At 48.3% G+C, this 26344-nt stretch carries 27 protein-coding genes; 24 read left to right on the plus strand and 3 right to left on the minus strand.

Features of this window, described 5'->3' with window-relative positions; genetic code table 11:
- The first annotated feature begins 30 nt into the window (after nucleotides 1-30).
- The 3 genes from metF to DN748_RS07190 all read left to right on the plus strand — a co-directional run bounded on the left by metF (nucleotide 31) and on the right by DN748_RS07190 (nucleotide 3006).
- The gene (gene metF / locus DN748_RS07180; protein WP_112371086.1) at nucleotides 31-984 is read left to right on the plus strand and encodes a methylenetetrahydrofolate reductase [NAD(P)H]; all 954 of its coding nucleotides are present in this window, start codon (nucleotides 31-33) and stop codon (nucleotides 982-984) included.
- A gap of 34 nt (nucleotides 985-1018) precedes the next feature.
- Entirely contained in the window at nucleotides 1019-2122 is a 1104-nt protein-coding gene (locus tag DN748_RS07185; protein WP_112371087.1) for an acyloxyacyl hydrolase, read from the plus strand.
- Between the two features lie 137 nt (nucleotides 2123-2259).
- On the plus strand, nucleotides 2260-3006 hold the full coding sequence (locus tag DN748_RS07190) for a head GIN domain-containing protein (protein ID WP_146746570.1): 747 nt from the start codon (nucleotides 2260-2262) through the stop codon (nucleotides 3004-3006).
- Between the two features lie 15 nt (nucleotides 3007-3021).
- On the opposite strand, the gene gldA is transcribed toward DN748_RS07190, so the two are convergent.
- The gene (gldA, locus tag DN748_RS07195; protein WP_112371168.1) at nucleotides 3022-3930 is read right to left on the minus strand and encodes a gliding motility-associated ABC transporter ATP-binding subunit GldA; all 909 of its coding nucleotides are present in this window, start codon (nucleotides 3928-3930) and stop codon (nucleotides 3022-3024) included.
- 198 nt (nucleotides 3931-4128) lie between these two features.
- Between gldA and DN748_RS07200 the strand changes: the two genes are divergently transcribed.
- The gene (locus DN748_RS07200) at nucleotides 4129-5805 is read left to right on the plus strand and encodes a sodium/sugar symporter (protein ID WP_112371089.1); all 1677 of its coding nucleotides are present in this window, start codon (nucleotides 4129-4131) and stop codon (nucleotides 5803-5805) included.
- Between the two features lie 151 nt (nucleotides 5806-5956).
- On the opposite strand, the gene DN748_RS07205 is transcribed toward DN748_RS07200, so the two are convergent.
- The gene (locus DN748_RS07205; RefSeq protein ID WP_112371090.1) at nucleotides 5957-6142 is read right to left on the minus strand and encodes a hypothetical protein; all 186 of its coding nucleotides are present in this window, start codon (nucleotides 6140-6142) and stop codon (nucleotides 5957-5959) included.
- 241 nt (nucleotides 6143-6383) lie between these two features.
- Between DN748_RS07205 and DN748_RS07210 the strand changes: the two genes are divergently transcribed.
- The 11 genes from DN748_RS07210 (at nucleotide 6384) to rlmN (ending at nucleotide 16329) form a co-directional block, all read left to right on the plus strand.
- The gene (locus DN748_RS07210) at nucleotides 6384-7211 is read left to right on the plus strand and encodes a prephenate dehydratase (protein ID WP_112371091.1); all 828 of its coding nucleotides are present in this window, start codon (nucleotides 6384-6386) and stop codon (nucleotides 7209-7211) included.
- Entirely contained in the window at nucleotides 7208-8353 is a 1146-nt protein-coding gene (locus DN748_RS07215; protein ID WP_112371092.1) for a pyridoxal phosphate-dependent aminotransferase, read from the plus strand. The genes DN748_RS07210 and DN748_RS07215 overlap by 4 nt, the downstream gene beginning before the upstream one ends.
- A gap of 43 nt (nucleotides 8354-8396) precedes the next feature.
- Nucleotides 8397-9272, plus strand: a complete 876-nt coding sequence (locus tag DN748_RS07220) for a prephenate dehydrogenase (protein ID WP_112371169.1) — start codon at nucleotides 8397-8399, stop codon at nucleotides 9270-9272.
- Nucleotides 9273-9330: 58 nt separating this feature from the next.
- Complete coding sequence (locus DN748_RS07225) at nucleotides 9331-10413, plus strand: bifunctional 3-deoxy-7-phosphoheptulonate synthase/chorismate mutase type II (RefSeq protein WP_112371093.1); 1083 nt, start codon at nucleotides 9331-9333, stop codon at nucleotides 10411-10413.
- Nucleotides 10414-10530: 117 nt separating this feature from the next.
- A complete protein-coding gene (gene rsgA / locus DN748_RS07230) occupies nucleotides 10531-11481 on the plus strand; it encodes a ribosome small subunit-dependent GTPase A (protein ID WP_112371094.1) in 951 nt (316 codons plus the stop codon).
- A 23-nt stretch (nucleotides 11482-11504) separates the two neighbouring features.
- A complete protein-coding gene (gene dtd / locus DN748_RS07235) occupies nucleotides 11505-11957 on the plus strand; it encodes a D-aminoacyl-tRNA deacylase (RefSeq protein WP_112371095.1) in 453 nt (150 codons plus the stop codon).
- Between the two features lie 26 nt (nucleotides 11958-11983).
- Nucleotides 11984-12310, plus strand: coding sequence for a nucleotide pyrophosphohydrolase (locus DN748_RS07240; protein WP_112371096.1), 327 nt, complete (start codon nucleotides 11984-11986; stop codon nucleotides 12308-12310).
- 14 nt (nucleotides 12311-12324) lie between these two features.
- A complete protein-coding gene (locus DN748_RS07245; protein WP_112371097.1) occupies nucleotides 12325-13551 on the plus strand; it encodes a 3-phosphoshikimate 1-carboxyvinyltransferase in 1227 nt (408 codons plus the stop codon).
- A 247-nt stretch (nucleotides 13552-13798) separates the two neighbouring features.
- A complete protein-coding gene (locus DN748_RS19065) occupies nucleotides 13799-13960 on the plus strand; it encodes a fructosamine kinase family protein (protein ID WP_161554497.1) in 162 nt (53 codons plus the stop codon).
- A 153-nt stretch (nucleotides 13961-14113) separates the two neighbouring features.
- Nucleotides 14114-15163 (plus strand): tRNA preQ1(34) S-adenosylmethionine ribosyltransferase-isomerase QueA, encoded by a 1050-nt coding sequence (queA, locus tag DN748_RS07255; RefSeq protein ID WP_112371099.1) that lies wholly within the window; start codon nucleotides 14114-14116, stop codon nucleotides 15161-15163.
- A 125-nt stretch (nucleotides 15164-15288) separates the two neighbouring features.
- On the plus strand, nucleotides 15289-16329 hold the full coding sequence (rlmN, locus tag DN748_RS07260) for a 23S rRNA (adenine(2503)-C(2))-methyltransferase RlmN (RefSeq protein WP_112371100.1): 1041 nt from the start codon (nucleotides 15289-15291) through the stop codon (nucleotides 16327-16329).
- Here rlmN and DN748_RS07265 read toward each other — a convergent pair whose 3' ends face one another.
- Nucleotides 16330-17328, minus strand: a complete 999-nt coding sequence (locus DN748_RS07265) for an arginase family protein (protein WP_112371101.1) — start codon at nucleotides 17326-17328, stop codon at nucleotides 16330-16332.
- A 209-nt stretch (nucleotides 17329-17537) separates the two neighbouring features.
- Between DN748_RS07265 and DN748_RS07270 the strand changes: the two genes are divergently transcribed.
- The 9 genes from DN748_RS07270 (at nucleotide 17538) to aroQ (ending at nucleotide 26293) form a co-directional block, all read left to right on the plus strand.
- Nucleotides 17538-18038, plus strand: coding sequence for a porin family protein (locus DN748_RS07270; protein WP_112371102.1), 501 nt, complete (start codon nucleotides 17538-17540; stop codon nucleotides 18036-18038).
- Nucleotides 18039-18182: 144 nt separating this feature from the next.
- On the plus strand, nucleotides 18183-19694 hold the full coding sequence (locus DN748_RS07275) for a hypothetical protein (RefSeq protein WP_112371103.1): 1512 nt from the start codon (nucleotides 18183-18185) through the stop codon (nucleotides 19692-19694).
- Nucleotides 19695-19800: 106 nt separating this feature from the next.
- Nucleotides 19801-20385 carry a porin family protein gene (locus tag DN748_RS07280; protein ID WP_112371104.1) on the plus strand — a complete coding sequence of 195 codons (585 nt, stop codon included), beginning with the start codon at nucleotides 19801-19803 and terminating at the stop codon, nucleotides 20383-20385.
- A gap of 267 nt (nucleotides 20386-20652) precedes the next feature.
- Nucleotides 20653-20997: a helix-turn-helix domain-containing protein gene (locus DN748_RS07285; RefSeq protein WP_112371105.1), complete on the plus strand. Its 345-nt coding sequence runs from the start codon at nucleotides 20653-20655 to the stop codon at nucleotides 20995-20997.
- On the plus strand, nucleotides 20991-22277 hold the full coding sequence (locus DN748_RS07290) for a type II toxin-antitoxin system HipA family toxin (RefSeq protein WP_112371106.1): 1287 nt from the start codon (nucleotides 20991-20993) through the stop codon (nucleotides 22275-22277). The genes DN748_RS07285 and DN748_RS07290 overlap by 7 nt, the downstream gene beginning before the upstream one ends.
- Before the next feature lie 349 nt (nucleotides 22278-22626).
- A complete protein-coding gene (gene proC / locus DN748_RS07300; RefSeq protein ID WP_112371108.1) occupies nucleotides 22627-23448 on the plus strand; it encodes a pyrroline-5-carboxylate reductase in 822 nt (273 codons plus the stop codon).
- Nucleotides 23441-24211, plus strand: a complete 771-nt coding sequence (gene proB, locus DN748_RS07305) for a glutamate 5-kinase (protein WP_112371109.1) — start codon at nucleotides 23441-23443, stop codon at nucleotides 24209-24211. Before proC ends, proB begins: the two co-directional genes overlap by 8 nt.
- 175 nt (nucleotides 24212-24386) lie before the next feature.
- Nucleotides 24387-25589 carry a glutamate-5-semialdehyde dehydrogenase gene (locus DN748_RS07310; RefSeq protein ID WP_112371110.1) on the plus strand — a complete coding sequence of 401 codons (1203 nt, stop codon included), beginning with the start codon at nucleotides 24387-24389 and terminating at the stop codon, nucleotides 25587-25589.
- Nucleotides 25590-25876: 287 nt separating this feature from the next.
- Nucleotides 25877-26293 carry a type II 3-dehydroquinate dehydratase gene (gene aroQ / locus DN748_RS07315; RefSeq protein WP_112371111.1) on the plus strand — a complete coding sequence of 139 codons (417 nt, stop codon included), beginning with the start codon at nucleotides 25877-25879 and terminating at the stop codon, nucleotides 26291-26293.
- Nucleotides 26294-26344: the final 51 nt, after the last annotated feature.

The following is a 26344-nucleotide window of genomic DNA, read 5'->3' on the forward strand; positions in this document are numbered from 1 at the left end:
AGTATTCCGGAACAGCCGGAAGATCGTGATATGAAAGTAACAGAACACATAGAAAAGGCCGGGGGGAAGACCTTGTTTTCCTTTGAAGTGGTTCCCCCGCAAAAAGGAAAGAACATCCAGGATCTCTACGATAATATAGATCCCCTGATGGAATTCAGGCCGCCCTTTATAGATGTCACCACGTCGAGGGAAGAGTTTGTATACATAGAGAGGGAAGGCCTGCTGGACCGCAGGATCGTGCGTATGCGCCCCGGTACGGTGGGGATATGCGCATCCATAAAACACAAATACCAGGTAGATACGGTGCCCCATGTATTATGCGGAGGGTTTACCCGGGAAGAAACGGAATACATGCTGGTAGACTGCCATTACCTGGGGATTGAAAATGTCATGGCGCTGCGGGGCGATGCCATGAAACACCAGCGTTATTTCGAGCCTGCCACCGGGGGGCATACCTACGCCAATGAACTCGTAAGGCAGATCAAGGATATTACCCGCGGAAAATACCTGCACGATACGGTAGAGGCCGCCAACAAGCCCGATTTTTGCATAGGTGTGGCGGGGTATCCCGAAAAGCACCTGGAAGCACCTTCACTGGATTACGACCTTAAAAAACTCCAGGAAAAGGTGGATGCGGGAGCCGATTATATCGTGACGCAGATGTTTTTTGACAATAAGAGGTTCTTCGAATTCGTGGAAAGGGCCAAAGCCATGGGGATCAATGTTCCCATTATTCCCGGGCTTAAGCCCATTGCGGTAAAAAGGCACCTGCAGCTTTTGCCGCAGGTATTCAAGATCGATATGCCCGAAGACCTTATCAGGGCCGTAGAACAGTGTAAGACCAATAAGGAGGTGCGACAGGTAGGGGTGGAATGGTGTATACAACAATCCAAAGAATTAAAGGAGGCCGGGGTTCCGGTCCTGCATTACTATTCTATGGGGAAATCTGATAATATCAAGGCCGTAGCCTCGGCTGTATTTTAAAAATATAAACTACATTTGTGCTGAACCGGTCGGCATGAAAAACCTGTACATCGTTTTTATTCTGGGATTTCAGATGCTTGTTTCCGCCCAGGAACAGAAGGCCGGAAGCGGGCATTTCTCGTCGGTGGATATCAGTTATTTCTACGGTAATATTGCCCTGCACAACCCGGATATCCGGCACCTGGTCACCGGTCATCCCGAAGGCGTTATACTCAGCTGGAACAGGAAGACGTTCGGTTTTGAAGCATGGGAACAGTACTACAACTATCCTGATTACGGTATCTCTTTTGCCTACCAGGACCTGAAAAACAGCTCCCTGGGCGATAATTACGCCCTTTACGGCCATTATAATTTTTATTTTTTCAGAAGGAATCTCATGCTGCGTATAGGGCAGGGACTGGCCTATGCGACATCGCCTTATGACAGGGAAGAGAATTACAGGAATATCGCTTTCGGGTCGCGTTTGCTGAGCAGCACCTACCTGATGCTCAATTACCGTAAGGAAAACTTGTGGGGCAGGATCGGGCTGCAGGCAGGCCTGTCCCTGATACATTATTCCAATGCCAATGTAAAGGCCCCGAATACCAGTGTCAACAGCATGGCGTTTAATATAGGGCTGAACTACCGGCTGCAGGACGATTTACCGGAATACCGTACGATGCCCCGGCCGGGAAAATATACCGAACCCGTGCGTTACAACGTGGTCTTCCGGGGAGGGCTGAATGAAAGTGATGTGATCGGGAGCGGACAGTATGCATTTTATGTGTTCTCTTTTTACGCCGATAAGCGGCTGGGCAGAAAAAGCGCGGTACACCTGGGTACGGACGTCTTTTATTCTAACTTTCTGAAAGAGTATATACGTTATAAAAGCATCGCCTACCCCGAAGACGGGATCTCCGGCGAGGAAGATTACAAACGGGCAGGGATATTTGCGGGTCACGAACTGTTTGTCAACAGGCTGTCCCTGGTCACCCAGCTGGGCTATTACGTGTATTATCCCGTAGATTTCGAAGGGCGGTTTTACCAGAGGGTAGGGCTGAAATACTATTTGGGAAAGAAACTCTTTGGTGCATTGACACTAAAAACCCATGCGGCAAAGGCGGAGGCTGTGGAACTGGGAGTGGGAATACGGTTGTGATGTTGTAGGTTTGGGGTTGGAAGCACGAAGTATGAAGTCGGGAGTTGTCATTCAGAACGAAGTGAACTGACTAAGAACTAACAACTACGAACTAAACAACTCATAACATCTGAGAAGTTTTGCTTAAATTGATTTTTGTGAAAAAAGTACTGTTATATCTTGTGGTGCTATGGTTGCTTTCCTGTAATAGCGAAGGGAGTAATGACTGTGTTAAGCTGGCCGGTGATGTGGTCAGCAGGGAGGCCGGGGTGACTTCTTTCTCGGCGATTACCGTTGGGGAAGGAGTGCGGATGGTGATCCGGGAAGATGAGGAATTCAGTGTTGTGGTTGAAACCGGGAAAAACCTGCTGGATGACATCGGGGTTGAAGTAAGGGAAGGGCGGCTGCTGTTGTCTAACCGGGCGACGTGCAATTTTTTCAGGGAATACGACAATACGGTGGTGTATGTATCAGCGCCCGATATTACAGAGATAAGAAGCTCTACGCAGTTTGATATCCGTTCGGAAGGCATACTGACCTACCCCTCGTTGCGTATCGTTTCCGAAGATTTCGGAACAGATTACAACAATACCGGCGATTTCTACCTGCACCTGGAAAACAGCAGTATCAGTATATTGTTCAACAACCTTTCCAATTGTTACCTGGAAGGGAGTACGGAGAAACTGGATATTTACCTGGCTGCCGGGAATTCCCGTGTGGAGGCTGCGGATCTCCCGGCGGATGAGGTGAGCTTTTATCACCGGAGTTCCAACGATATTATCGTAAACCCGGTCCGTAGCCTGGAAGGGGACATTTACAGTACGGGCAATGTGATTGCCGTAAACCGCCCGGAGCAAACGGAAGTTCACGCCCATTACAGGGGAGAGTTGCTGTTCGGGGAATAAGCGGTATTCCGTGCCTCACTGTGTCAGCTCCCGGAACAGGGTTTCCAGGTTGCGGTTCTTGTGGTGCAGTTGAAGTGTTTTCAGCCCGTTGTCGTGTGCAAAATCAAAAATGGCCGGCCGCATGTCGGTAGAGGTGCTGAAGTGCAGTTCGTATACAAAATCGTATACATTTCTGATCGTATCGATATAGGGCAATTCTTCGAGCAGGCGGGGTTCTACCCGGTAATCGAATTCCACTTCAATGACCTGCGTTTCCCCTTCCTTAAGAGTGGACAGCTGTTTGTCGGCTACGATCTGCCCGCGGTTTACGATGATCACCCGGTCGCACATCGCTTCCACCTCCTGCATGATATGGGTAGAGAGCAATACGGTTTTTTCCCTGCCGGTATTTCGTATGAGCTCCCTGATCCCGACGATCTGGTTCGGATCGAGCCCCGTAGTGGGTTCGTCGAGGATCAGTACTTCCGGATCGTGTATCATGGCAGCAGCCAGTCCGGTTCGCTGCCGGTATCCCTTCGACAGTTGCCCTATCTTTTTATAAGCTTCCCCGCTGAGCCCGGTAAGTTCCAGTACGCGTTCGAGTTCTTCTTTTCCGGTCTTTTTTCCCGCGGCACGGTACACCGAAGCCGTGAAGTCCAGGTATTCTCGTACATACATGTCGAGGTAAAGCGGATTGTGCTCCGGAAGATAGCCGATACTGCGCTGTACCTCCTTTTTCTGCGTAAGGATATCGAAGCCGTTTACCGCTGCCGAGCCCGAACCGGGACGGATATAGGTGGTAAGGATCTTCATCATGGTCGACTTCCCAGCACCATTGGGGCCCAGGAAACCGACGATCTCTCCCTTGTTTATCGAAAAAGAGACGGAATCCAGGGCTTTCCGGGGACCGTAATTTTTGGTGATATTTCTAACGTCTATAGACATTTTTGTATCATTGATAATGTTATACTGCCAAAAATACAAAACACTGGCAAAGGAGAAATGGTTTACTTGTAAATAACCCTATCTTTGGTCTTTTTCACACTTAAAACTTAAGAACATAAGAACTGTTTAAATTATAACTTTTATATTTAGCAGATTTTTGAAAAACCTAATATAAAATCATTAACAAACTATAACTTTATGGAATTCGGATTACTTGATAAAATTATATTTGCCGCTTACGCATTACTGATTATCGGTATAGGATTATGGGTGTCCAGAGGCAAGGGAGATACCTCTGAAGATTATTTTCTGGCAAGTAAATCGCTGCCGTGGTGGGCTATCGGGGCATCGCTTATCGCTGCCAATATTTCAGCAGAACAGTTTATCGGAATGTCCGGTTCGGGCTTTGCGATCGGGTTGGCCATTGCTTCTTACGAATGGATGGCAGCCATTACCCTGCTCATAGTCGGGAAGTATTTCCTTCCCGTTTTTATTGAGAAGAAGCTATACACCATCCCCGAATTCATAGAAGTGCGCTATAATAAGAACCTGAAAACCATACTGGCGGTATTCTGGGTATGTCTTTTCGTGTTTGTCAACCTTACTTCGGTGCTTTACCTGGGGGCTACGGCTCTCGATACCATTCTGGGAACGGGAGATGGTTCCCTGTTTTTATGGACCATTTTCGGACTTGCCTTTTTTGCGGCTGCCTATTCCTTATACGGCGGACTGTCTGCAGTGGCATGGACCGATGTGGTACAGGTCGTGCTGCTCGTTATCGGAGGGTTGATTACCACTTATATAGGGCTGACCCATATTTCTGAAGACGGAAGTGCCATTTCCGGAATGGTGGAGCTCTATGACAAGGTGCCGGAAAAATTCTCAATGATCCTGGAAAAGGGAGAGATCTTTACTCCCAACGGAAAAGATGCCTGGTGGGACCTGCCCGGGATAGCGGTGCTCATAGGAGGGATGTGGGTAGCCAACCTGTATTACTGGGGCTTTAACCAGTACATCATACAACGTACCCTGGCTGCAAAAAGCTTGCGTGAATCCCAGAAGGGAATTATTCTTGCCGGGTTTTTAAAGATACTGATCCCCCTGATGGTGGTTGTTCCCGGGATTATAGCCTATGTGATGAATATGGACCCGGAAGGGAATATTACACAGGCTTCGGCCGTTCCTTCATTCTTCAGCCCGTCGGGAACAATAATCAATGATAATGCCGCACCCTGGCTGATACGGGAGTTTATCCCGACAGGTATAAAGGGGCTGGTGGTTGCCGCCCTCGCTGCAGCGATCGTTTCCTCCATAGCATCCATGCTCAACTCTACGGCGACGATCTTTACTATGGATATATACAAACCTTATATTCAGAAAACTGCTTCTGAAAAAAAACTGGTAAGGGTAGGAAGATTATCTGCTGCCTTAGCGCTGCTGGTGGCGGTTGCTCTGGCTCCGCAACTCGCCAATCTGGGGCAGGTGTTCCAGTATATTCAGGAATACACAGGTTTGGTGAGCCCGGGTATCCTCGCGGTATTCATGCTGGGGCTGTTCTGGAAGAAAACCACCAGCAGGGCCGCAATTATCGGGGTGTTGGTTTCTATCCCTATCGCCCTGTATTTTAAAATAGGCCCCAGTGGCTGGATAGACAGCCCGCTGTTTGTAAAGCTGCCTTTTATGAACCAGATGATGATTACCTGGATACTGACCATGCTTATCATGATTGTTGTCAGCTATGCGGAAAGTAAAGGTAAAGATCACCCCAAGGCTATTACGATAAGCAAGTCCCTGTTTAAGACCGGCCCGGCATTCAATATAGGCGGGTTTGCCATTTTGCTTATTGTGGCGATGCTTTATGCTCTGTTCTGGTAAGAGGTACGAAGCGGGGAGTTGTCATCCCGACGATAGAGCCTGTCCCGACCTTTTCAGTCAGGGAGGGATCTCCGGGTTTTCGGTGATGTTAGTGAAAGTTCTTTGATCTCGGGTGGAGATTCTTCACTGCGTTCTGAATGACAGGGCTTTGTCATCCCGATGCGGGAGGGATCTCCGGGTTTTCGGTGATGCTGTTGAGATTCCCTGCCAGCCGGGCAGGAGGGTTCTCTCCGCTGCGCTTTCCCGCTGCTCGGGACAGGCTGGTCTGAACGACATTTACACGTGGATTAATATGTCGTTTTTCCGCTTTTTTGTGAAAAATAAAAAAAAATGTCACTGATCACTTGTCCGTTTCGGATTTATAATTACTTTAGCAGCGTCAAATGGAATAAACAAATGGTTCAGACTGCTTATAACTGGAACTTCTATTTTTTCTTCTTTTACTTTTTTAAGGGAAGAACGGGACGGTTATAGGTTGTTTTAAGCATTAAAATATAGATGACAGGTCCCGGAAATTTCCGGGACTTTTTTTTGGTAAAAAAATAAAACAGGAAACAGATGCAGTTAATTGCAACGCCATGAAAAGGAAGATAGCCATACAGGGGATCAGGGGCTCTTTTCATCACCAGGTAGCCAGGGAGTATTTCAGCGGAGACATCGAGGTGCTGGAATGCCTTTCCTTCGACAAGCTGGTCGACAGTTTGCTCGACACGAGTTCAGACGGGGCTGTTATGGCCATAGAGAATTCCATTGCAGGTTCTATCATTCCCAATTACGCCCTGATAGACAACAATAACCTGCATATTATCGGGGAACATTACATAAACATTCACCACAACCTGATGGCCCTTCCGGGGCAGACCATTGCCGGGATCCGGGAGGTGTATTCCCATCCCATGGCCCTGTTGCAGTGCAAGAAGTTCTTCAGGCAGTATCCGCATATCAAACTCGTGGAAGACGCCGATACGGCAGAAACCGCCAGGCGGATCCGGGAGCACGGGATTACGGGGATCGGGGCCATAGCCAGTAAAACCGCCGCCGAACTCTTCGATATGGAAATACTGGCCGGGAATATTCAGACCATTCAGGACAATTCCACCCGCTTTGTCATTGTACAAACGCAGAACTCCGTACTGCCCGAAGAGGAAGTCAACAAGGCTTCGATAAAATTCAAGACACAACACAAGAGGGGAAGCCTGGCCACGGTGCTCAACGTCATGAGCGACTGCAGGCTCAACCTCACCAAAATACAATCGCTTCCCGTTATAGAAACACCCTGGAAATATTCCTTTTTCGTGGATGTAACCTTCGAGAAGTACGACGATTTTAAAAAGGTAAAATCACTACTCGGTATCATGACGGATGATTTTAAGATACTCGGGGAATATAAAAACGCAAAATCATGATAGCACCGGCACAACGATTAAATACGGTAGAGGAATACTATTTTTCCAGGAAACTCCGCGAGGTGCGACAGCTTATGGCGGAAGGGAAACCGGTGATCAACATGGGGATCGGCAGCCCTGACCTCCATCCCGCACCGGAAGTGACTGCCGCGCTCGGGGCATCGATGAAAGACCTTATGGCGCATCAGTACCAGAGCTACCAGGGGCTGCCCGAACTGCGCGAGAGCATGGCCGGGTTTTACCGGAAGCACTTCGGGGTGGAGCTCGACAGTAACCGTGAAGTGCTGCCGCTGATGGGGTCCAAGGAAGGGATCATGCATATTTCACTCGCCTTCCTCAACGAAGGAGATGAAGTGCTTATCCCCGATCCTGGCTATCCTACCTATACGTCGGTAACCCGGCTGGTAGGGGCGACCCCCAGGTATTACGACCTGACAGAAGCCGGCGGGTGGCTCCCCGACCTGGAGGCCCTTGAAAATAAGGACCTCTCCCGGGTAAAACTGATGTGGCTCAACTATCCGCATATGCCTACGGGAACAAATGGCAGCAGGGAACTTTACACCGGGCTGGTGGCTTTTGCGAGAAAGCACAACATACTGCTGGTCAATGACAACCCGTACAGCTTTGTACTCAACAACCATCCCCGCAGTATCCTGCAGGTAGAGGGTGCCAGGGAGGTGGCCATGGAACTGAATTCCCTGAGCAAGACCTTTAATATGGCCGGATGGCGTGTGGGAATGGTGCTGGGCAGCAGTGAGCATATAGATGCGGTGCTCAAGGTAAAGAGCAATATGGACAGTGGCATGTTCTACGGGATACAGAAAGGGGCCATTGCGGCATTGCATTGTTCGGACAGCTGGTACAAAGAGATCAACGAGGTGTATGCCCGCCGGAGAAAACTCATATACAGGCTGGCTGAAAAGCTGGGTTGTTCCTATGACGAAGAGGCAGTGGGAATGTTTGTCTGGGCACGTTTGCCCGAAGGAGTAGATGGAGCCGAGGATTTTATAGACGGTGTACTGTACGACAAACATGTTTTCATCACCCCGGGAACTATTTTCGGGAAGAACGGCCAAGGATATATCCGTTTTTCCCTGTGTACCCCCGAAGAAAAAATAGAAGAGGCTATCAGCCGGTTTTAGCCGGAAATGAATGCGCTTTCCGGCAAGCGAAAAAAGTATCGAAATGACAAACGTATTTGTAATAGGGCTCGGGCTTATAGGAGGGTCTTTTGCCCTGGATATCCGGGAAGCCTGTGAGGAAGTGCAGGTATATGGGTTAGATAATAATGAAGACCATATCCGGCAGGCGCTGGAACTGGGGCTGATCCACCGGAAGGCCACTGCAGACGATCTGGAAAAAGCGGATATTGTCATTGTGGCCGTACCGGTAAATGCCAGTCTCGGGCTTTTGCCGGAGGTGCTCGACAGGGTCCCTGACGATGCCGTGGTCTGCGATGCGGGCTCTACCAAGTTACAGGTGTGTGAGGCGTTGGCCTCACACCCTAAGCGCAGGAATTTCCTGGCTGCCCATCCCATTGCGGGAACCGAATTTTCCGGCCCTTCCGCAGCGCTGAAGGGATTGTACAGGGACAAGGTGAATATTATCTGTGAGGTGGAAAAGACAGCATTCAAATTACAGGAAAAAGCGTTAAGGCTCTTTTCCGGTATCGGAATGCGTATCCGCTATATGGACCCGGCAGCTCACGACCGGCATATTGCCTATGTGTCTCATTTGTCACATGTCAGTTCTTTTATGTTGGGAAAGACCGTTATCGAAAAAGAGAAGAACGAACGCGATATTTTTGACATGGCCGGAAGTGGTTTTGAGAGTACCGTAAGGCTGGCCAAGAGTTCCCCGGCCATGTGGGCGCCCATTTTCGAGCAGAACAAGGCCAACGTTATGGAAACCCTGGACGAATATATCGCTAATCTGCAGCATTTCAGGGCATTGATGGAACAGGGGGATTTTGAAGGCATTTATGAAGAAATGGAAAACACGAACAGAATAAAGGAAATATTAAAGGGGATATCCGTTCCCGCCCCCCGTAGAGACGCATAATCATGCGTCTCCACAAAGAAAAATAATAAAAACCGGAATTTACAAATTAAAAACGATCATGGAAAATTCGAAAGAGATGAGAGGATGGCTGGACGACCTGGGATTAGATCATCCCCTGGTTATCGCGGGCCCCTGCAGTGCAGAAACAGAAGACCAGGTGCTCCGTATAGCGCATGAGCTGAAAGACACTGATGTAACCTACCTGCGTGCCGGGATATGGAAACCCCGTACCCGCCCCGGAAATTTTGAGGGAGTAGGCGCCCTGGGGCTTAAGTGGTTGCAAAAGGCCAAAGAGGAAACAGGAATGCTTACGGCCACCGAAGTAGCCAATGCGGCCCATGTACAACTGGCCCTGGAACACGATATCGACCTGCTGTGGATAGGCGCACGGTCTACGGTAAGCCCGTTTATCGTACAGGAGATTGCCGATGCCCTGAAAGGAACGGACAAGGTGGTACTGGTCAAAAACCCGGTAAACCCCGACCTGTCCCTCTGGCTGGGCGGAATAGAACGGCTGTATACGGCAGATATCAAAAAACTCGGTGTCATCCACCGCGGATTTTCCACCTATGAGAAAACCAAGTACCGCAATATTCCGGAGTGGCAGCTGGCCATTGAGCTCCAGAACAGGTTTCCCGATCTGCCTCTCATCTGCGACCCGTCCCATATTACCGGGAAGCGGGACATGATCTTCGACGTATCCCAGACCGCCCTGGACCTCAATTTTGACGGGCTGATGATCGAAACCCATGACGATCCGGACAATGCGTGGAGCGATGCGGCCCAGCAGGTAACTCCTGCCACCCTTATCAGCATCATGCAAGACCTTAAGATAAGAAAGGAAAGCGATGCGGAGGCCGAATACAATAACAAGCTCGGAATGCTGCGTGCACAGATCGATGTGATAGATAACGGGCTTATCGATACCATGGGCAAACGCATGAAGATCTCCGATGAGATAGGGCAGCTTAAAAAGCAGAAGAATGTGGCGGTACTCCAGAGTAAAAGATGGAACGAGATCCTGGGCAGGATGATCCTGGAAGGACAGGAAAGAGGGCTGAGTGAAGAGTTTATACTGAAAATGTTCAAGGCCATTCACCAGGAATCCATAAACCACCAGGAGAAAATATTAAAAGCGTAAATTTGCGGGTAGCACAGATTTCGTAATTAATATCAGGGGAGGTCCGGAGGTCCCCGGGAAATATGGTATTTCCCGGCGCCGTATACGGATGTGCGTCCGGAGCTCCCTGTAAAGCCTATGACAGGAACAGTCTATAAATCTACGGGTAGCTGGTATACCGTCAAAACGGAGGATGCACAGACCTATGATTGCAGGATAAAGGGAAAATTCCGCATCCGGGGGATCAGGAGTACCAATCCCGTCGCTGTAGGCGATGTGGTAGATTTTGAGCCCGAAACGGGGGTGGAAGGGAATACCGGTATTATCACCCATATTCACGACAGGAAGAACTATATTGTCAGGAAATCGGTAAACCTGTCGCGGCAGAAACATATCATAGCTTCCAATATAGACCAGGTATTCCTGCTGGTAACGCTTAAGAACCCCGTAACCCTGACCACCTTTATAGACCGTTTCCTGGTTACGGCCGAGGCTTATGATATCAGGGCGATACTGTTGTTCAACAAATCAGACCAGTATGACAGGGAAGAGTTTCTCGAGGTGAAATACCTCGCCGATATGTACCGGAATATAGGATATGAATGCCTGGGAGTGTCTGCATTAACCGGGAAAAACACAGACCGGCTGAAAGCGTATATGAAGGATAAGGTAAGTGTGTTTTCAGGACATTCCGGGGTGGGAAAATCGACCCTGATCAATGCCGTGGAGCCGGGGCTCGGCCTCAAAACGGCCGAAATATCGGAACAGCACCGGCAGGGGCAGCACACCACGACCTTTGCCGAGATGTTCGACCTGAGTTTCGGGGCCCGTATTATCGATACCCCGGGAATAAAGGGGTTCGGGATCATTGATATGGAAAAGGAGGAACTCGGGGATTACTTTCCGGAATTCTTCGCACTGAAAAGCGGGTGCCGGTTTAACAACTGCCTGCATGTAGAAGAGCCGCACTGTGCCGTAAAACAGGCTCTTGAAGACGGAGAGATATCGTGGAGCAGGTATAAGAGTTACCTGCAGATCCTGGAAGGCGAGGAAGAAAACTATCGCACGGATAATTACGGGGAAGAATAGTCTCCTGTCAATACCGGATTGTTATGAGGGCAGTGATACAACGCGTCAGCGAAGCAAAGGTTACCATAGAGGGCGAGGTAAGATCGTCTGTGGGGCATGGCCTGCTCGTATTGCTCGGAATAGAGGATGCCGACAGGCAGGAGGATATCGAATGGTTGTCGCGGAAGATCGTAAACCTGAGGATATTCGGCGATGAGGACGGGGTGATGAACAGGTCGGTCAGGGAGGTAGAAGGCGATATTCTTGTCGTGAGCCAGTTTACCCTGCACGCATCCACCAGAAAAGGCAACCGCCCGTCATATATCAGGGCGGCCAGGCCCGAAGTGTCCGTTCCGATCTACGAGGCTTTTGTACAACGTATCGGTGCCGATCTCGGAAAAGCGGCAGGCACGGGAGAATTCGGTGCGGATATGAAGGTATCGTTGGTCAACGACGGCCCGGTAACCATTATTATCGATACCAAAAACAGGGAGTAGAATCATCGTACTAAAAAATATAAACCATGAATATCAAAAACGCCCAGCAGGAAGTAGACCATTGGATAAAAACACATGGGGTCCGTTATTTTAACGAACTTACCAATATGGCCCAGCTCACCGAAGAGGTGGGTGAAGTGGCCCGTATCATTGCCAGGAGATACGGGGAGCAGAGCGAGAAGGAAAGCGATAAGGACAAGGACCTCGGGGAAGAACTGGCCGATGTGGTATTTGTAGTGTTGTGCCTGGCCAACCAGACGGGAATAGACCTGCAGGAGGCTTTCGACCGGAAAATGGATAAAAAGACCCGGCGCGACCACGACCGGCATCACAATAATGAAAAACTTCAATAAGCCAATACTTGTCCATGAATCTGAGAATATTCAATCCTGAAAAAAAGATAAACGGAAATATAAAGATCACAGGCTCGAAGAGCGAATCCAACAGGTTACTGCTGTTACAGGCCCTGTATCCCAGGATAACCATAGAGAACCTTTCCAATTCAGACGATTCGGCAGTGATGAAAAAGGCACTGACCACCGATGAAGCTGTAGTGGATATACATCACGCCGGTACGGCGATGAGGTTTCTCACCGCTTTTTTTGCCACCCGCCCGGGCAGGGAAGTGACCCTTACCGGATCGAAACGCATGACCGAGCGCCCTGTAAAGATACTGGTCGATGCGCTCCGGCAGCTGGGTGCGGATATTTCCTATACCGCAAACGAGGGTTACCCCCCGTTGCATATCAAAGGGAAAACCCCCGACAAAAACAGGGTATCCCTGCAGGCGGGGGTAAGCAGCCAGTATATATCGGCATTGTTACTGGTGGCTCCGGCACTTCCGAACGGACTGGAACTTACCCTGGAAGGAAAAATAACATCGGTGCCCTATATCAAAATGACGCTTGCCCTGCTGGAAGAAACAGGAGTGCAGACATCTTTTGAAGGACAGGTGATCACCGTAAGCCACAAACCCGGCACGGACCCTGTGACCCTTACGGTGGAATCGGACTGGAGTTCGGCATCTTATTTCTACAGTATAGTGGCCCTGAGTGCGTTGGGGACGGAAATATCCCTTTCTGCCTATAAGGCCGCCAGCCTGCAGGGAGACAGTGTGCTGGCGCGGATATATGAGAAATTCGGGGTGAAAACGGCTTTTCAGGAAAATACCATTACCCTGACAAAAGCAGGAGAGGCCTCTTCTGACGATCTCGTTTTCGACCTGGCCAATGCTCCCGATATAGCACAGACCATTGCGGTAACCTGTTTCGGACTGGGAAGAGGATGTCACCTTACCGGCCTGCATACGCTTAAGATCAAGGAAACCGATCGCCTGGAGGCGCTCCGGACAGAGCTTTCCAGGATGGGCGCGGAGATCAGGGTTACCGATGCCGAACTTTTCCTGGAACCAGGAAAAACGATACGGGAAAACGTGGCCATCCCCACTTATAACGATCACAGGATGGCGATGGCGTTTGCCCCGCTCGGGCTCAGGGTCCCCCTGGTCATTGAAGAAGCCGGGGTCGTGAGCAAATCGTACCCGGATTTCTGGAAGGATATGGAAACACTGGGTTTCAGGACGGAAAAGGTTTGACGGATACTAACTGCAGATTACAAATGTCATTCAGAGGCCTAACATTTGGGCAACCGCATCAATGGAGATGACGTTTTTGTCTTCATTTATCAAATGTGATAAACCACATAACACCTCCCTTCAGACGAAGGGAGGTGGCTCATCTTCGATGAGACGGAGGGTTTTGAAAGCCCGGATCATAAGGATAATCCCAAACGTTTGGGGATATACGCCAAAGTTCGGGCCTGTTCAAAACTCCCCGGCCAGCGTGGCTGCCCACCCCTCCCAGCCTGTCCGGCAGGGAATCTCCGATCCGGCCCGGGAGGAATTATGGCAGCTGTACTACCTCCTGGAACATCTGAATCTCTTCGGGAAATTCTATTTTCCGGCCGTAAAACGAACGGTAGATAAATTCGGAAAACAGGGATAACATTCTCCATTCAAATAAATTTGGGTATTTCCTTGACATCTCCTTGGTGAGGATTGTATATTTGCAGCTTCGTATAAATTAGGGGGAAATATCTTCCGGGTATGTCGCAGGACGTCGGTGCTTTCGATACTACCGTTAAAAAAATCAGACAGCATGAAATTATCGCATTTTAATTTTGACCTTCCGAAAGAATTACTGGCCGAATACCCTTCGGAAAACCGGGATGAAGCCAGGCTTATGGTAGTGCACCGCAAGGACGGGACCGTGGAACACAAGATGTTCAAGGACCTGATAGACTACTTCGACGAAGGGGATGTCATGGTGCTGAACAATACCAAGGTTTTTCCTGCCCGCTTATACGGAAACAAGGAGAAAACGGGAGCCAGGATCGAGGTTTTCCTGTTGCGGGAACTCAACGAGGAACAACGCCTCTGGGATGTACTGGTAGACCCGGCCAGAAAAATACGGATAGGGAACAAACTGTATTTCGGCGATGATGAAAGCCTTGTGGCCGAGGTGATCGACAATACCACTTCCAGGGGAAGGACCTTGCGGTTCCTGTACGACGGTTCGTATGAAGATTTCAGGCGGAAGCTCAAGGAACTGGGCGAAACCCCGCTGCCCAAATATATCAAGAGGGGAGTAGAGCCGGAAGACGAAGAACGGTATCAGACCATCTACGCAAAACACGAAGGGGCTGTGGCGGCGCCTACCGCAGGATTGCACTTTTCCAAACACCTGCTGAAGCGCCTGGAGATCAAGGGGGTGAATTTTGCCGAGGTTACCCTGCACGTAGGGCTGGGTACTTTTAACCCCGTAGAAGTGGAAGACCTGTCGAAACACAAGATGGATAGCGAAGAACTGACTATTCCCGAGTCTGCCACGGAGGTGGTCAATGCGGCCAAACGCAATAAAAACAAAGTATGCGCCGTAGGAACTACTGTCATGCGGGCCATGGAAAGTTCGGTATCTTCGGAAAGATTACTGAACCCTTTCGACGGATGGACCAACAAGTTTATATTTCCTCCTTACGATTTCAGTATTGCAGATTGCATGATCACCAATTTCCATACCCCGAAGTCGACACTGTTGATGATGGTATCCGCCTTTGCCGGTCATGACCTGATCAAGAAAGCCTATGAGGAGGCAGTCAAGGAAAAGTACAAATTCTATTCTTATGGCGACGCCATGCTGATCCTCTGATGAAGAAGGCTGGTTGTTGGTTGCAAGTTACAGGTTGCAGTTTCATAACTCATAACTGGTTATATATTGACAGTCAATCAACTACGAACTAACAACTACAAAACTAAGAACTGTTCACTACCCGTATGCACACCGAGAAGCGAGATATAAGAGCACTGAGCCGTGACCAGTTGCGGGAATTTTTTATTTCCAGGGGAGATAAGGCCTTCAGGGGGAACCAGGTTTATGAATGGCTATGGGCCAAGGGGGCGCATTCCTTTGAGGGGATGACCAATCTTTCCGTGGAAACCCGGCAGGTACTGGAAGCACATTTTGTGATCAATCACATCCGTGTAGACCGTATGCAGCGCAGCGGTGACGGAACCATTAAGAATGCCGTAAAGCTTCACGACGGCCTTGTGGTTGAGTCGGTACTCATTCCCACGGATACCCGTACTACCGCCTGTGTTTCCAGCCAGGTGGGGTGTAGTCTCGATTGCAGGTTCTGTGCTACGGCCAGGCTGAAACGCATGAGGAACCTTCAGCCCGATGAGATCTACGACCAGGTAGTGGCCATCGACCGGCAGAGCAGGCTGTATCATAACCGGCCGCTGAGCAATATTGTCTTTATGGGAATGGGAGAACCCCTGATGAATTACAATAATGTGATCAGGGCAATTGATAAAATAACCGCTGCCGACGGCCTGGGAATGTCGCCGCGGCGTATTACCGTGTCGACCTCGGGGGTGCCGAAGATGATCAGGAAACTGGCCGATGACGAGGTGAAATTCAAACTGGCCGTATCCCTGCATGCCGCTGTTGACGACATCCGTACCTCGATTATGCCTTTTAACGAACATTTCCCGCTTAAAGACCTCCGGGAAGCCCTGCAGTACTGGTACGACAAGACCAGGAGCAGGATTACCTACGAATATGTGGTCTGGAAGGGGATCAACGACAAGCGCAGGGATGCCGAGGCCCTGGCGCGTTTCTGCAGGTTTGCCCCGTCTAAGGTGAATATCATAGAGTACAACCCTATCGGCGACCCGGAATTCTCCCAGGCAGGCCCGGAAGCACTGGAACTGTACAGGGAAGTTCTGGAAAAAAGCGATATTACCGTTACCATACGCCGTTCGAGAGGCAAGGACATCGATGCGGCATGCGGACAGCTGGCCAATAAATCCTGATCAGGCTATGGGGTGCTTCCTGGCATCAATAATACATTTTCCGAGATTTGCAATAAACTCGCGGGTATATTCTGCCGTAGGATCGAGGTCCGGGTCCAGTAAGGTGATCTCCAGCCCGGCGGCCTTGTTGTGCGTGAGCAGTTTTTCCATGATGTGATTGAATTCGGCATAGGTGAGCCCGTCGTCGGAACGGCCGGTTGCGGGAGGCATCACCATGTCGTCCAACACATCGGTATCCACGTGAATGAAATAACCGTCCAGGTCTTCCTGCTCCACCATTTGCAGAAAGGTGTTGGTGCAGTGTTCCGTTCCGTTGTGCTGAAGGGTGTCGAGGTCCATATAGTGTATGTCGGATTCGTGCAGGGGAGTAAGGTGGTCCTGCCCGTATTCGCGATTACCTACACACCAGATATGTTCTTCCCTGAAATAAGGGGATAGCCCGTCTATATCGCTCAGCCTCGGATGCCCCTGCCCGGAGACCACGGCAAGATTCTGCTCTGCCAGTCCGTCGGATTGCGAAAACGGGGGTACTACGTAATTCGTCTGCCCGTTCAGGTAAAAAAGCCCGTAATCCCCTTTTCTCTTGAGGGCCATGGCATTTCCTACCAGTATACTGCAATCACCGCCTATGATAACGGGAAAGGGATCTTCTTCAAAGACTTCCTCCAGAAGCTCGGCCTGCTGTTTTGCAAAGTCGACGATAGACGCACTGTTGCGTATACCGGTTTCCGGGTCGCGGCGCGTGCTGTATGCAGGCGCTTTGGCAGTGTATACGTTTTGAGGTTTCAGCATATCGTAAAATCCGTTTTCCCGGAGCCAGGACGGCAGGTTTCGTACTCCCGGCTCCGTACCGGGGGCAGGTTCTTCAAGTCCGAGATTGGATGGGAATTCTACGATGTTGATATTGTGGTTCATGAGTGAAAAAGTGTATTTTGATTTTCCATAAAGATAAGAAATATTGACCAGACCGGAGAATTGCAGGGTACAGGTCAATGTCATCCCCGAGTGCAGTTTCTGTCCCGGCCCCTGGCCGGGGGGAGGGATCTCCGGCTCTTGAACTTAACAGACTGCGAACTAACAACTACGAACTACAAAACTGAATTTAAGCTTTTTAACAGAATAATCAAAAACAAAAAAACGGGGATAAAAACGGAAATATAAATTAATGAGTATCTTTACTATCGGGAAAACACAAAAAACCTTAAAAGATGAAAAGAACTTTTTTAGCAATTGCAGCCGTTATCGGTTTTGCTTTTTACGGAAATGCACAAAATATTCATTTCGGGGCCAAGGGCGGGGTTAACTTCGCCGACCTCAGTGATGTAAGTGCCGACGGGCGTACCGGGTTTCACCTCGGTCTGCTGGCCGAGGTCGGGCTTGGCAAGTTCTCGGTTCAGCCCGAAGTGCTGTATTCGGCACAGGGAGTTGATGATATCAACCTGGATTATCTCAATATTCCCGTACTCGCAAAATACTATGTGATACAGAACCTCAGCCTCGAGGCCGGGCCGCAATTCGGTTTTAATACTAAGGAAGACGATATCAATGATATCAATACCTTTGATATGGGGGGTGCCGTAGGGGTCGGATACAAGATCGGCAGCCTGTTTGCCCAGGCCCGTTACAATTTCGGCTTCAGCGATGTGTCAGATGCTGATTATGGGAAAAATTCCGTGTTCCAGTTATCCGTAGGGTACCTGTTCTTTTAGGAGAAAAGTAATCATTTAGCATAGCAAAAACGAAGGATCAATAGCGGTCCTTCGTTTTTTTGTTTACAAAAGTAGGTTTTTTCTTTATTTTTTGTATTTTTATGTAAAATAAATCTTTCAAATTATAACGTAAAATCTTTAGTTATGGAAAAAACCTATTTGTTTTGTGTATTCCTGTCTATGTTGCTGACCCTGGTGTGGGCTTGTGAACAGGGCACTCCGGATGTTGAGGTCGCGGAGGAGAGCAGGGACGTATTGGCTGACGAAAAAGACAGGCCGGCCATTACTTTTGCAAGGGCCCTGGCCGGTGCGATGCAACGGAGCGAAGCGTTGAGGGCCTTTCTGAAAGAAGAGGCCCTGCTGATGTTTGACAATGATTACGATATCCTTTATCACGCTATTAAAGGCGAACAGCTTTCGGATGGCAATACGCCTGCAAGCCTGCTTATGGAGGAATGCGGAGCGTACAGTCAGGAGCTCCCGGCACTTTGGGACAGGGTGCCCGGACTTACCATATTTGTTCCGTCTTTATCAAGCATTATATTCTCGGCAGAGTCGTGGGATACTTCGGTACAGGTTCCAATGGTTGCCGTATTACTGCACTGCGGGGATAAGGTATATTATGTAGACGGAAAAGGGGAAGAGAACGTTGTGGAGGCACAGATGGTCCCTGCTTTTCCCGTGGTGGTGATCAAGGAAAACGAGAGAGTGGTAACCGGTGACGACATATATGCCGTAACTGACAGGGCAAAGGGAAAAACGGCGATGCGGGGCGGCGTGAATTACCGTTTTCTGGATGAGGTATTTGACGGAAGCCGGGACCGGCAGGGAAGTATTATTGCCGCAAGGCAGGAGACCGAACCCGACCGGAAACTGGAAGAAGCATATGAAATATATGAGAACACCAATGGCTGGCACCGGGACTATATCTATTACGGGATAACGCCGGATATCACCGAAGGCGAGTTTTCCTATGACTACCAGGAACATATAACCTCTTTTGCCATGAAAGGTGGAGATGCGGCCGTTTCCAGGATCTCCGACCAGGATGGAGATCCCGGGTTGAGAATAAAATTAAGGCTGTCCGAACGCAGCTGGATGGACGGATTTTTCGAGTTTAAGGTAAGGGTGTTGCTAAATGCAAAGAACGGGATAGGAGCCGAGTACGTAACCTATTTTTCTGCGATGCCGGACGATCTGTTCCGGATGAGCTATAAGCACAGATGCGGATCGGGAGCCGTCCTCAGGCTGTTTTACTGTCCCACGCTCGAAGAGATCCTGGAATACCGGGTGGAACTTCCCCTGTTTCAGTGGGACCTCAATCAATACGCTTCCGCCATAAAGATAGAAATAGAAGAAGTAGACCTGGCCGTAACCACTACCATAACCGATACCAGAACGGTAAAGTTTGCCAATAATTTTGATATCCAGGGCGATGTGCTGAAAAAGGTAGGACTGAAATTCGGGGCCAAACTGGAAACTACCGAATCACAAAGTATAAAGAAGAGCTTTACCCAGGAAAATGATGACCTCGGTGGTGTGATCATCAATTTTGCCGATAATGTTCTGCTTGGTAAGGACGGGGAGAACTGGAAGACCAGGGAGTATGAAACCGGATGGTTTAAGATCGGGGTAGCACCCAGGAAAGTACAGTGACGGGGATTTCAGGATTTGAAGTGGTAAATTGTGCATGTGATAATTTTATAAAGCACCAAATAAAAATATCTCCTATATTCGCACTTAAATCTTTAAATCTTTTAAAATGAAAAAACTTTTACTTGTAGCCGTAATGGCTTTTGGATTTGTATGTACTGCCGCTGCCCAGGAGGTGACCTTCGGGGTTAAGGCCGGGCTTAATTTTTCACAGCTGAAAGTGGACCTTGATGGTATAGGCAGTGGTAGCAGTGACGGAAGAACAGGCTTTTATCTTGGAGGGCTGGCAGATTTCGGTCTGTCGGAGAAATTCCATATTCAACCTGAAGTGCTATATTCCAACGAAGGTGCCAAGGGGGTTGACGAATATGGTGAAAAGGCGGATGCCAGTATATCCTTTATTAATATTCCCGTATTGGCCAAGTTTTATGTGGTGGAAGGCTTTAATATACACGCCGGCCCCCAACTGGGAATACTTGTAGATGCAGATGGCGGAACAGACGAATTGAAGACCACCAATTTCAGTCTTGCTTTTGGAGCGGGATACGAACTGTCTTCCGGTTTGTTCTTTGATGCCAGATACAATCTCGGTCTTTCAGACATCACTGACCTGGGAGAGGAATATGAAGCTGCCGGACTGGATTTTTCTATGAAGACCCGGGCCTTTCAGGTCGGCTTCGGATACCGTTTCTGATCGTAGAAAAAAGAGTATAATTTTATATGTAAAGGCTGCCTTAATGATTTGGGGCAGTCTTTTTTTGATTGCAGATTACAGGTTGCAGGCTTGACTGATAATAACCTCACTGATTAATAAAATAAAATAATAAATGAAATATAATTCATAAAATATATATTTTATATTTATGTGTTTTTTTTTGTACATTAGATGAGTGGTTTTTTAGTGTAAAAAATTTTGTGAAATGAATGAAATAAAACTCAATATTTATTAAATTATGTATTTATGACTGATTTATCATATATTAATTCTTTAAGTGATAAAGCAATCTTTAAAGAAATTGGTAATTTCGTTCAGCAGAGGCGTATAAAAATGAAAATGACGCAAAATGAGTTGGCGGAAAGGGCAGCGATCAGCCGATCTACATTGAGTTTAATTGAACGCGGAGGGAATATTGCCTTGAAAAACCTGATCAAGATCCTTCGGACGCTGGATGCCTTATATGTATTTGGGATGTTTAAAGTAGAAGACGATCTTAGCCCGCTTCAATTGGCAAAGGGTGAAAGGATAAAGCGGAAACGCGTCAGAACCCGCTCTGATAACGATAAACAGAAAGATCCGGGATGGTAACGACAGCATATATTAATGTGTGGGGACAACGTGTAGGAGCTGTGGCCTGGAACCCTGACACGGCACTTGGCAGTTTCGAATACGATCCTAAATTTGCTCTGGACCGGTATCCCGTTTCTCCCATAAAAATGCCTGATAAAGATCGGATTTACTCTTTTCCGGAGCTTGGATTATCCGAAACATTTCGAGGTCTCCCGGGCTTATTGGCAGATGCTTTGCCTGATAAATACGGAAAAGAATTGATCAATGTCTGGTTGGCACAACAAGGTCGTCCGGAGAACTCGTTAAACCCAGTGGAACTATTGTGTTTTATAGGAAAAAGAGGAATGGGGGCATTGGAGTTTGAGCCGGTATTGCAGTCGAAGGCAACCATGTCCTATACCTTGGAACTTTCCAGTCTTATCGAAACGACCAAATCTTTATTGGAGAAAAAGGAGAATATTCATCTGCAAACTTCTGGTGAGATGCGGGATGTAATGTTGGATGTATTGAAAATGGGAACTTCAGCGGGTGGTGCAAGACCGAAAGCTATCATAGCTTATAACCGACAGACAGGAGAGATCAAATCAGGACAAACTTCTTCGGAAGACGGGTTTGATCACTGGATCATCAAGTTTGATGGTGTAAGTGATGTGCAGTTTGGTGAAACATTGGGATATGGCCGTGTAGAAATGGCTTACTATAAGATGGCAACGGACTTTGGTATTAAGATGACAGAAAGCCGATTGATCGAAGAGAACGGGAGAGCGCATTTTATGACGAGGCGATTTGACCGGGCCAATGGCAGAAAAGTGCATATGCAGACCTTCTGTGCTTTGCAACATTATGATTTTTCGAACATCACTTCTTACAGCTATGAACAGTTGTATCAAACCATGCGTTTTCTGAAATTAACTTATGCTGAGGCAGAACAAATGTATCGGCGTATGGTATTCAATGTTATTGCAAGAAATTGTGATGATCATACCAAGAATTTTTCCTTTCTTATGACTCAGCATGAAGGAAAATGGAAACTGGCCCCGGCATATGATGTCTGTTTTGCCTATCGCCCCGGAAGTCTTTGGGTGAGTCAGCACAATTTAAGTATTAACGGAAAAAGGAAAGATTTTTCAAGAAGAGATTTGCTTCAAGTCGCAGAGCAGAATTCCATTCGAACACCTGATAAAATTATTGATGAATGTATTGATATCGTTGGAAATTGGGAAACGTATGCCAAAAATTATTCAGTCGGGGAGAAGAGGATTGGGGCAATTGCTGCATTATTGCTAAAAAAATTGTAAATGCGATCATGGAGTAGGTGAGTCAGAAATTATCAGCTATAAACCTATACTCCGAACTCCACATCCGGATATCGAGTATGCTTTAAAGTTAAAATTATGTTAAATAAACACTGTTAAACCTGCCGTTTTTTCAGGTTTATGCACATATGGCGGTCTTTTGTCAGGGCGTCATATTTTTTATTCGGGATGTTAAATATATAACCAGGCACAACTATTGTGTTGTTTTTAAGGTTGTTATGTGTTTTTGTTTTTGTGTTTTAATCGAAAAAATAAAGATTTACGTAAATTTCAGCACGTTCCTTGCGGTAACAGGGACGAACATAAGTAATAACCTTAAAAAAACTATTCAATGAAAGTTCTTGTAATTGGCGCCGGCAACATGGGGCTGACATACGCCCAGGGCATGGCCCAATCAGACTTATTACGAAAAAAGGATCTCATGATTTTAGACAGTGTCCGGGAAAAGACCGAGGCACTGAAGGAAAACGGCGAGTTTGATGTCTACGAAAAGATAGAAGACTGCCTTCCGAAAGCCGATATCATTTTTATCGCGGTAAAACCATATAACAGCGATGCGCTTTTCGAGGCCATCCGCGAGTACAGAAAACCTGATCAGATCTTTGTGTCCATCATGGCAGGGGTCACCATCAAGACCATGCAGGAGGCTATGGATATCAGGAAGGTCGTAAGGGCAATGCCCAATCTTCCGGCCAAGGTAGGGCACGGGTTCACTTCGTTTACGGCCTCAAAGGAAGTTTCCAGGCTGGAACTGTTAACCATAGAACGCCTTATAGACACTACCGGAAGATCGGTACGCCTGGCCAATGAAATGGAGATTGACAAATCTACCGGCATATCCGGTTCCGGACCCGCTTATATATTCTATTTTATGCAATCCATGATGGAAGCTGCGCTGAAAATGGGATTTTCCCAAAAGGATGCGCGCCTCATGGTAGCACAGACATTCCAGGGTGCCGTAGAGCTTTTTAACAGCTCGGACCTCGATCCTGATGCGTGGATGGACCGGGTGGCTTCAAAGGGCGGAACAACCCGTGCCGCACTGGATTCCATGGAAGAGAACAATGTCAAGGAACTCATCAAGGAAGCGGCGTACGCCGCTTTTGAAAGGGCTGTAGAGCTCGGAAAGGAGAATAGTCAGCAACATGTCTAAAAAAAGAATAGTCGTAAAGGTAGGGACCAATGTAATGATCAACAAGGACAACCGCATTGTGCAACCTATCCTGCAGAAACTCGTAGACCAGATTGCCGAACTGTATGAAAACGATGTGATGACCGTACTGGTCAGTTCCGGATCGGCCAATGCAGGCCGGGAAATACTGGGAGATAGTGAAATAGAGAACAAATCCATAAGGAGACAGGTGTATTCCGCCATCGGGCAGCCCCGCCTTATGCGGTATTACTATGCCATGTTCCACGACTACGGGATGCGCTGTGCCCAGGTACTGGCCACCAAGCGCGATTTTAATCCCGGGGAACACCGGGAAAACATGATCAATTGTTATGAAGGATTGCTCTCGGAGGGCGTAATTCCCGTGGCCAATGAAGACGATGCTACCTCGGTGACCCACTCGATGTTCTCGGATAACGACGAGCTGGCAAGTCTGATCGCAGAACTGATCCATGCCGATATGCTGATCATCCTTACCGATATAGACGGGTTTTTTACCGGTCACCCGGATAACGATGACTCGGAGCTCCTTTCGGAGGTTAAAGTAGGCCAGCCGGTGGAACAGTATATCGAGGAAACCGATAAGGGAGAAACCTCCGGACGGGGCGGAATGGCTTCCAAGCTGAAGATAGCCAAGAGCACGGCAGCCAAGAACATTCCCACCTTTATTGCCAACGGCAAGAAAGACCGTATTATCCTCGATATCGTAGCCGGCAAGAATGTGGGAACCCGGATCGTAGAGTAATTATTCTTTATGGTGTGCAATGAATATGGAAGTAGAAATGACGAAATGGTTGGAAGTCGGAAGCTCGAAGTGATTATAGACTAAGAACTATAAACTTGTAACCAGTTATGAGTTCAGAGTTATTAAACCTGCAAACCATAAACTAAGAACTAAGAACTACAAACTAATAAACTAAATGAAACTTTTATCAGAAGATATTAAAAATAAAGTGCTTCAATCCATGGAACGTATCCTCGATGAGGAACGGAGTTCCATTGTCGAAGCCAACAAGAAAGACCTGGATGCTTTTGACAGTGATGATCAGGCCATGTACGACCGCCTGGTGGTCAACCAGGCCAAGATAGACGGCATGATACAGGCTGTAAAGGAAGTACGCGAACAACAGGACCCGGTAGGGAAACTGAAATCTTCCCGCGAACTGGACAACGGGTTGCGTATAGAGAACAGGACAGCTCCTTTCGGAACGATCATGATCATCTACGAATCGCGGCCGGATGTTACCATAGAAGCAGCGGTGCTGGCGTTTAAGGCCAACAACAAGATCCTGCTCAAGGGAGGTAAGGAAGCCCGGTTCAGCAATGAAAAACTGGAGGAATGCTGGCACAAAGCCCTGAAGGAAAATGGTCTGGACCCTGAAAGCTGGATACGGTTGCTGCAAATGAACCGGCAGGAAACACAGGAATTCCTGAAAAACCCGCCCGAAAAACTGGATCTTATCGTTCCCAGAGGGGGCGAGCGCCTGATACGTTTTGTAAAGGATAATGCCGAATGTGCAGTACTGGTGAGCGGAAGGGGAAACAACTTCCTGTATGTGCACAGGGAAGGTGACTGGGACCGTGCCCTTGATATTATTGTCAATGCCAAGACCGACAAGATATCGGCCTGTAATGCTCTCGACAAGATATTGATCGATAAGCAGATCCCCGGTTTTGAGGACAAAGTAAAACAACTTGCGGAAGTGCTCGGGGAGCGCAATGTGGAGTTGTTGACAGATCAGGACCTCAAATCGCTGCTGCCCCAGGCTCATGTTATCGAAGATGAGTCGGTATGGTATGAGGAGTTCCTGGCGTTAAAAGCGGTTATTGCCGCTGCGGAAAACGTAGATGATGCCATCGGGAGGATCAATACCTATTCCGGGGGGCACTCGGCTTCGGTGATCACCAGAGATGAAGAGGTTGCCCGCACCTTTATGGAGCAGGTAGACAGCGCCGCCGTTTACCAGAATGCCTCCACGAGATTTACCGATGGCGGGCAGATGGGAGTCGGAGCAGAACTTGCGATAAGTACGGATAAACTCCATCATCGTGGTCCCCTGGGGCTGGAACAGCTGGTTACAAACAAGTATTACGTATACGGGAACGGACAGGTAAGGGTATAAACAGAATACCCTGGCTGCAGATAAAGACAAACCCCGGATGGCCGATAGCCATCCGGGGTTTGTCTTTTGTGTATATTTCCCTTTTTTATACAGCTTAAATTGGATATTTTTACGGAAGATGTGCCTATGCCTGTGGCTGACGGCCATCTTTATAAAAATAAAAGACGGATCGTTAGTTTGCAAACCGGGAAATGACACTATGGTCGGGAGTCCGGAGCCGGAAGCCCGAAGTAATTATCCAATTGACCACTAACAAACTACGAACTGACAAACTAATAGACCCAATCATGAAGCTTATCATTATCAACGGGCCCAACCTGAACCTTCTCGGAAAACGCGAGCCCGGAATATACGGTTCGGAAACTTTTGAAGACTACCTGGAACAACTGCGCAGCCGGTTTCCGGAGATTGAACTGGATTATTACCAGTCGAACATCGAAGGGGAGATCATAGATAAACTCCATGAAACAGGCTTCGACTACGACGGTATTATCCTGAATGCGGGAGCCTACACGCATACCTCCGTAGGCATAGGCGATGCCATAAAGGCGATTGCCACTCCCGTAGTAGAAATACATATTTCCAATACTTTCGGGAGGGAGGCTTTCCGGCATCAGTCGTACCTGTCTGCCCATGCCAGGGGGGTGATCCTGGGCTTCGGGATGCAGAGCTATATGCTGGCGATCCGCAGTTTTGCGGAATAGGGAAAGAATACCGGGAGGGCGGTTGCAGGCTGGTTCTTCCGCCCGGACCAT

The organism is Sinomicrobium soli (assembly GCF_003285545.1).
In the GTDB taxonomy this organism is placed as follows: Bacteria; Bacteroidota; Bacteroidia; order Flavobacteriales; family Flavobacteriaceae; genus Sinomicrobium.

Excerpts from the sequence above, each read along its gene's own strand:
- metF (WP_112371086.1), top strand. The coding sequence starts at position 31 with ATGAAAGTAACAGAACACATAGAAAAGGCCGGGGGGAAGACCTTGTTT.
- DN748_RS07185 (WP_112371087.1), top strand. The coding sequence starts at position 1,019 with ATGAAAAACCTGTACATCGTTTTTATTCTGGGATTTCAGATGCTTGTT.
- gldA (WP_112371168.1), bottom strand. The coding sequence starts at position 3,930 with ATGTCTATAGACGTTAGAAATATCACCAAAAATTACGGTCCCCGGAAA.
- DN748_RS07200 (WP_112371089.1), top strand. The coding sequence starts at position 4,129 with ATGGAATTCGGATTACTTGATAAAATTATATTTGCCGCTTACGCATTA.
- DN748_RS07210 (WP_112371091.1), top strand. The coding sequence starts at position 6,384 with ATGAAAAGGAAGATAGCCATACAGGGGATCAGGGGCTCTTTTCATCAC.
- DN748_RS07215 (WP_112371092.1), top strand. The coding sequence starts at position 7,208 with ATGATAGCACCGGCACAACGATTAAATACGGTAGAGGAATACTATTTT.
- DN748_RS07220 (WP_112371169.1), top strand. The coding sequence starts at position 8,397 with ATGACAAACGTATTTGTAATAGGGCTCGGGCTTATAGGAGGGTCTTTT.
- DN748_RS07225 (WP_112371093.1), top strand. The coding sequence starts at position 9,331 with ATGGAAAATTCGAAAGAGATGAGAGGATGGCTGGACGACCTGGGATTA.
- rsgA (WP_112371094.1), top strand. The coding sequence starts at position 10,531 with ATGACAGGAACAGTCTATAAATCTACGGGTAGCTGGTATACCGTCAAA.
- dtd (WP_112371095.1), top strand. The coding sequence starts at position 11,505 with ATGAGGGCAGTGATACAACGCGTCAGCGAAGCAAAGGTTACCATAGAG.
- DN748_RS07240 (WP_112371096.1), top strand. The coding sequence starts at position 11,984 with ATGAATATCAAAAACGCCCAGCAGGAAGTAGACCATTGGATAAAAACA.
- DN748_RS07245 (WP_112371097.1), top strand. The coding sequence starts at position 12,325 with ATGAATCTGAGAATATTCAATCCTGAAAAAAAGATAAACGGAAATATA.
- queA (WP_112371099.1), top strand. The coding sequence starts at position 14,114 with ATGAAATTATCGCATTTTAATTTTGACCTTCCGAAAGAATTACTGGCC.
- rlmN (WP_112371100.1), top strand. The coding sequence starts at position 15,289 with ATGCACACCGAGAAGCGAGATATAAGAGCACTGAGCCGTGACCAGTTG.
- DN748_RS07265 (WP_112371101.1), bottom strand. The coding sequence starts at position 17,328 with ATGACATTGACCTGTACCCTGCAATTCTCCGGTCTGGTCAATATTTCT.
- DN748_RS07270 (WP_112371102.1), top strand. The coding sequence starts at position 17,538 with ATGAAAAGAACTTTTTTAGCAATTGCAGCCGTTATCGGTTTTGCTTTT.
- DN748_RS07275 (WP_112371103.1), top strand. The coding sequence starts at position 18,183 with ATGGAAAAAACCTATTTGTTTTGTGTATTCCTGTCTATGTTGCTGACC.
- DN748_RS07280 (WP_112371104.1), top strand. The coding sequence starts at position 19,801 with ATGAAAAAACTTTTACTTGTAGCCGTAATGGCTTTTGGATTTGTATGT.
- DN748_RS07285 (WP_112371105.1), top strand. The coding sequence starts at position 20,653 with ATGACTGATTTATCATATATTAATTCTTTAAGTGATAAAGCAATCTTT.
- DN748_RS07290 (WP_112371106.1), top strand. The coding sequence starts at position 20,991 with ATGGTAACGACAGCATATATTAATGTGTGGGGACAACGTGTAGGAGCT.
- proC (WP_112371108.1), top strand. The coding sequence starts at position 22,627 with ATGAAAGTTCTTGTAATTGGCGCCGGCAACATGGGGCTGACATACGCC.
- proB (WP_112371109.1), top strand. The coding sequence starts at position 23,441 with ATGTCTAAAAAAAGAATAGTCGTAAAGGTAGGGACCAATGTAATGATC.
- DN748_RS07310 (WP_112371110.1), top strand. The coding sequence starts at position 24,387 with ATGAAACTTTTATCAGAAGATATTAAAAATAAAGTGCTTCAATCCATG.
- aroQ (WP_112371111.1), top strand. The coding sequence starts at position 25,877 with ATGAAGCTTATCATTATCAACGGGCCCAACCTGAACCTTCTCGGAAAA.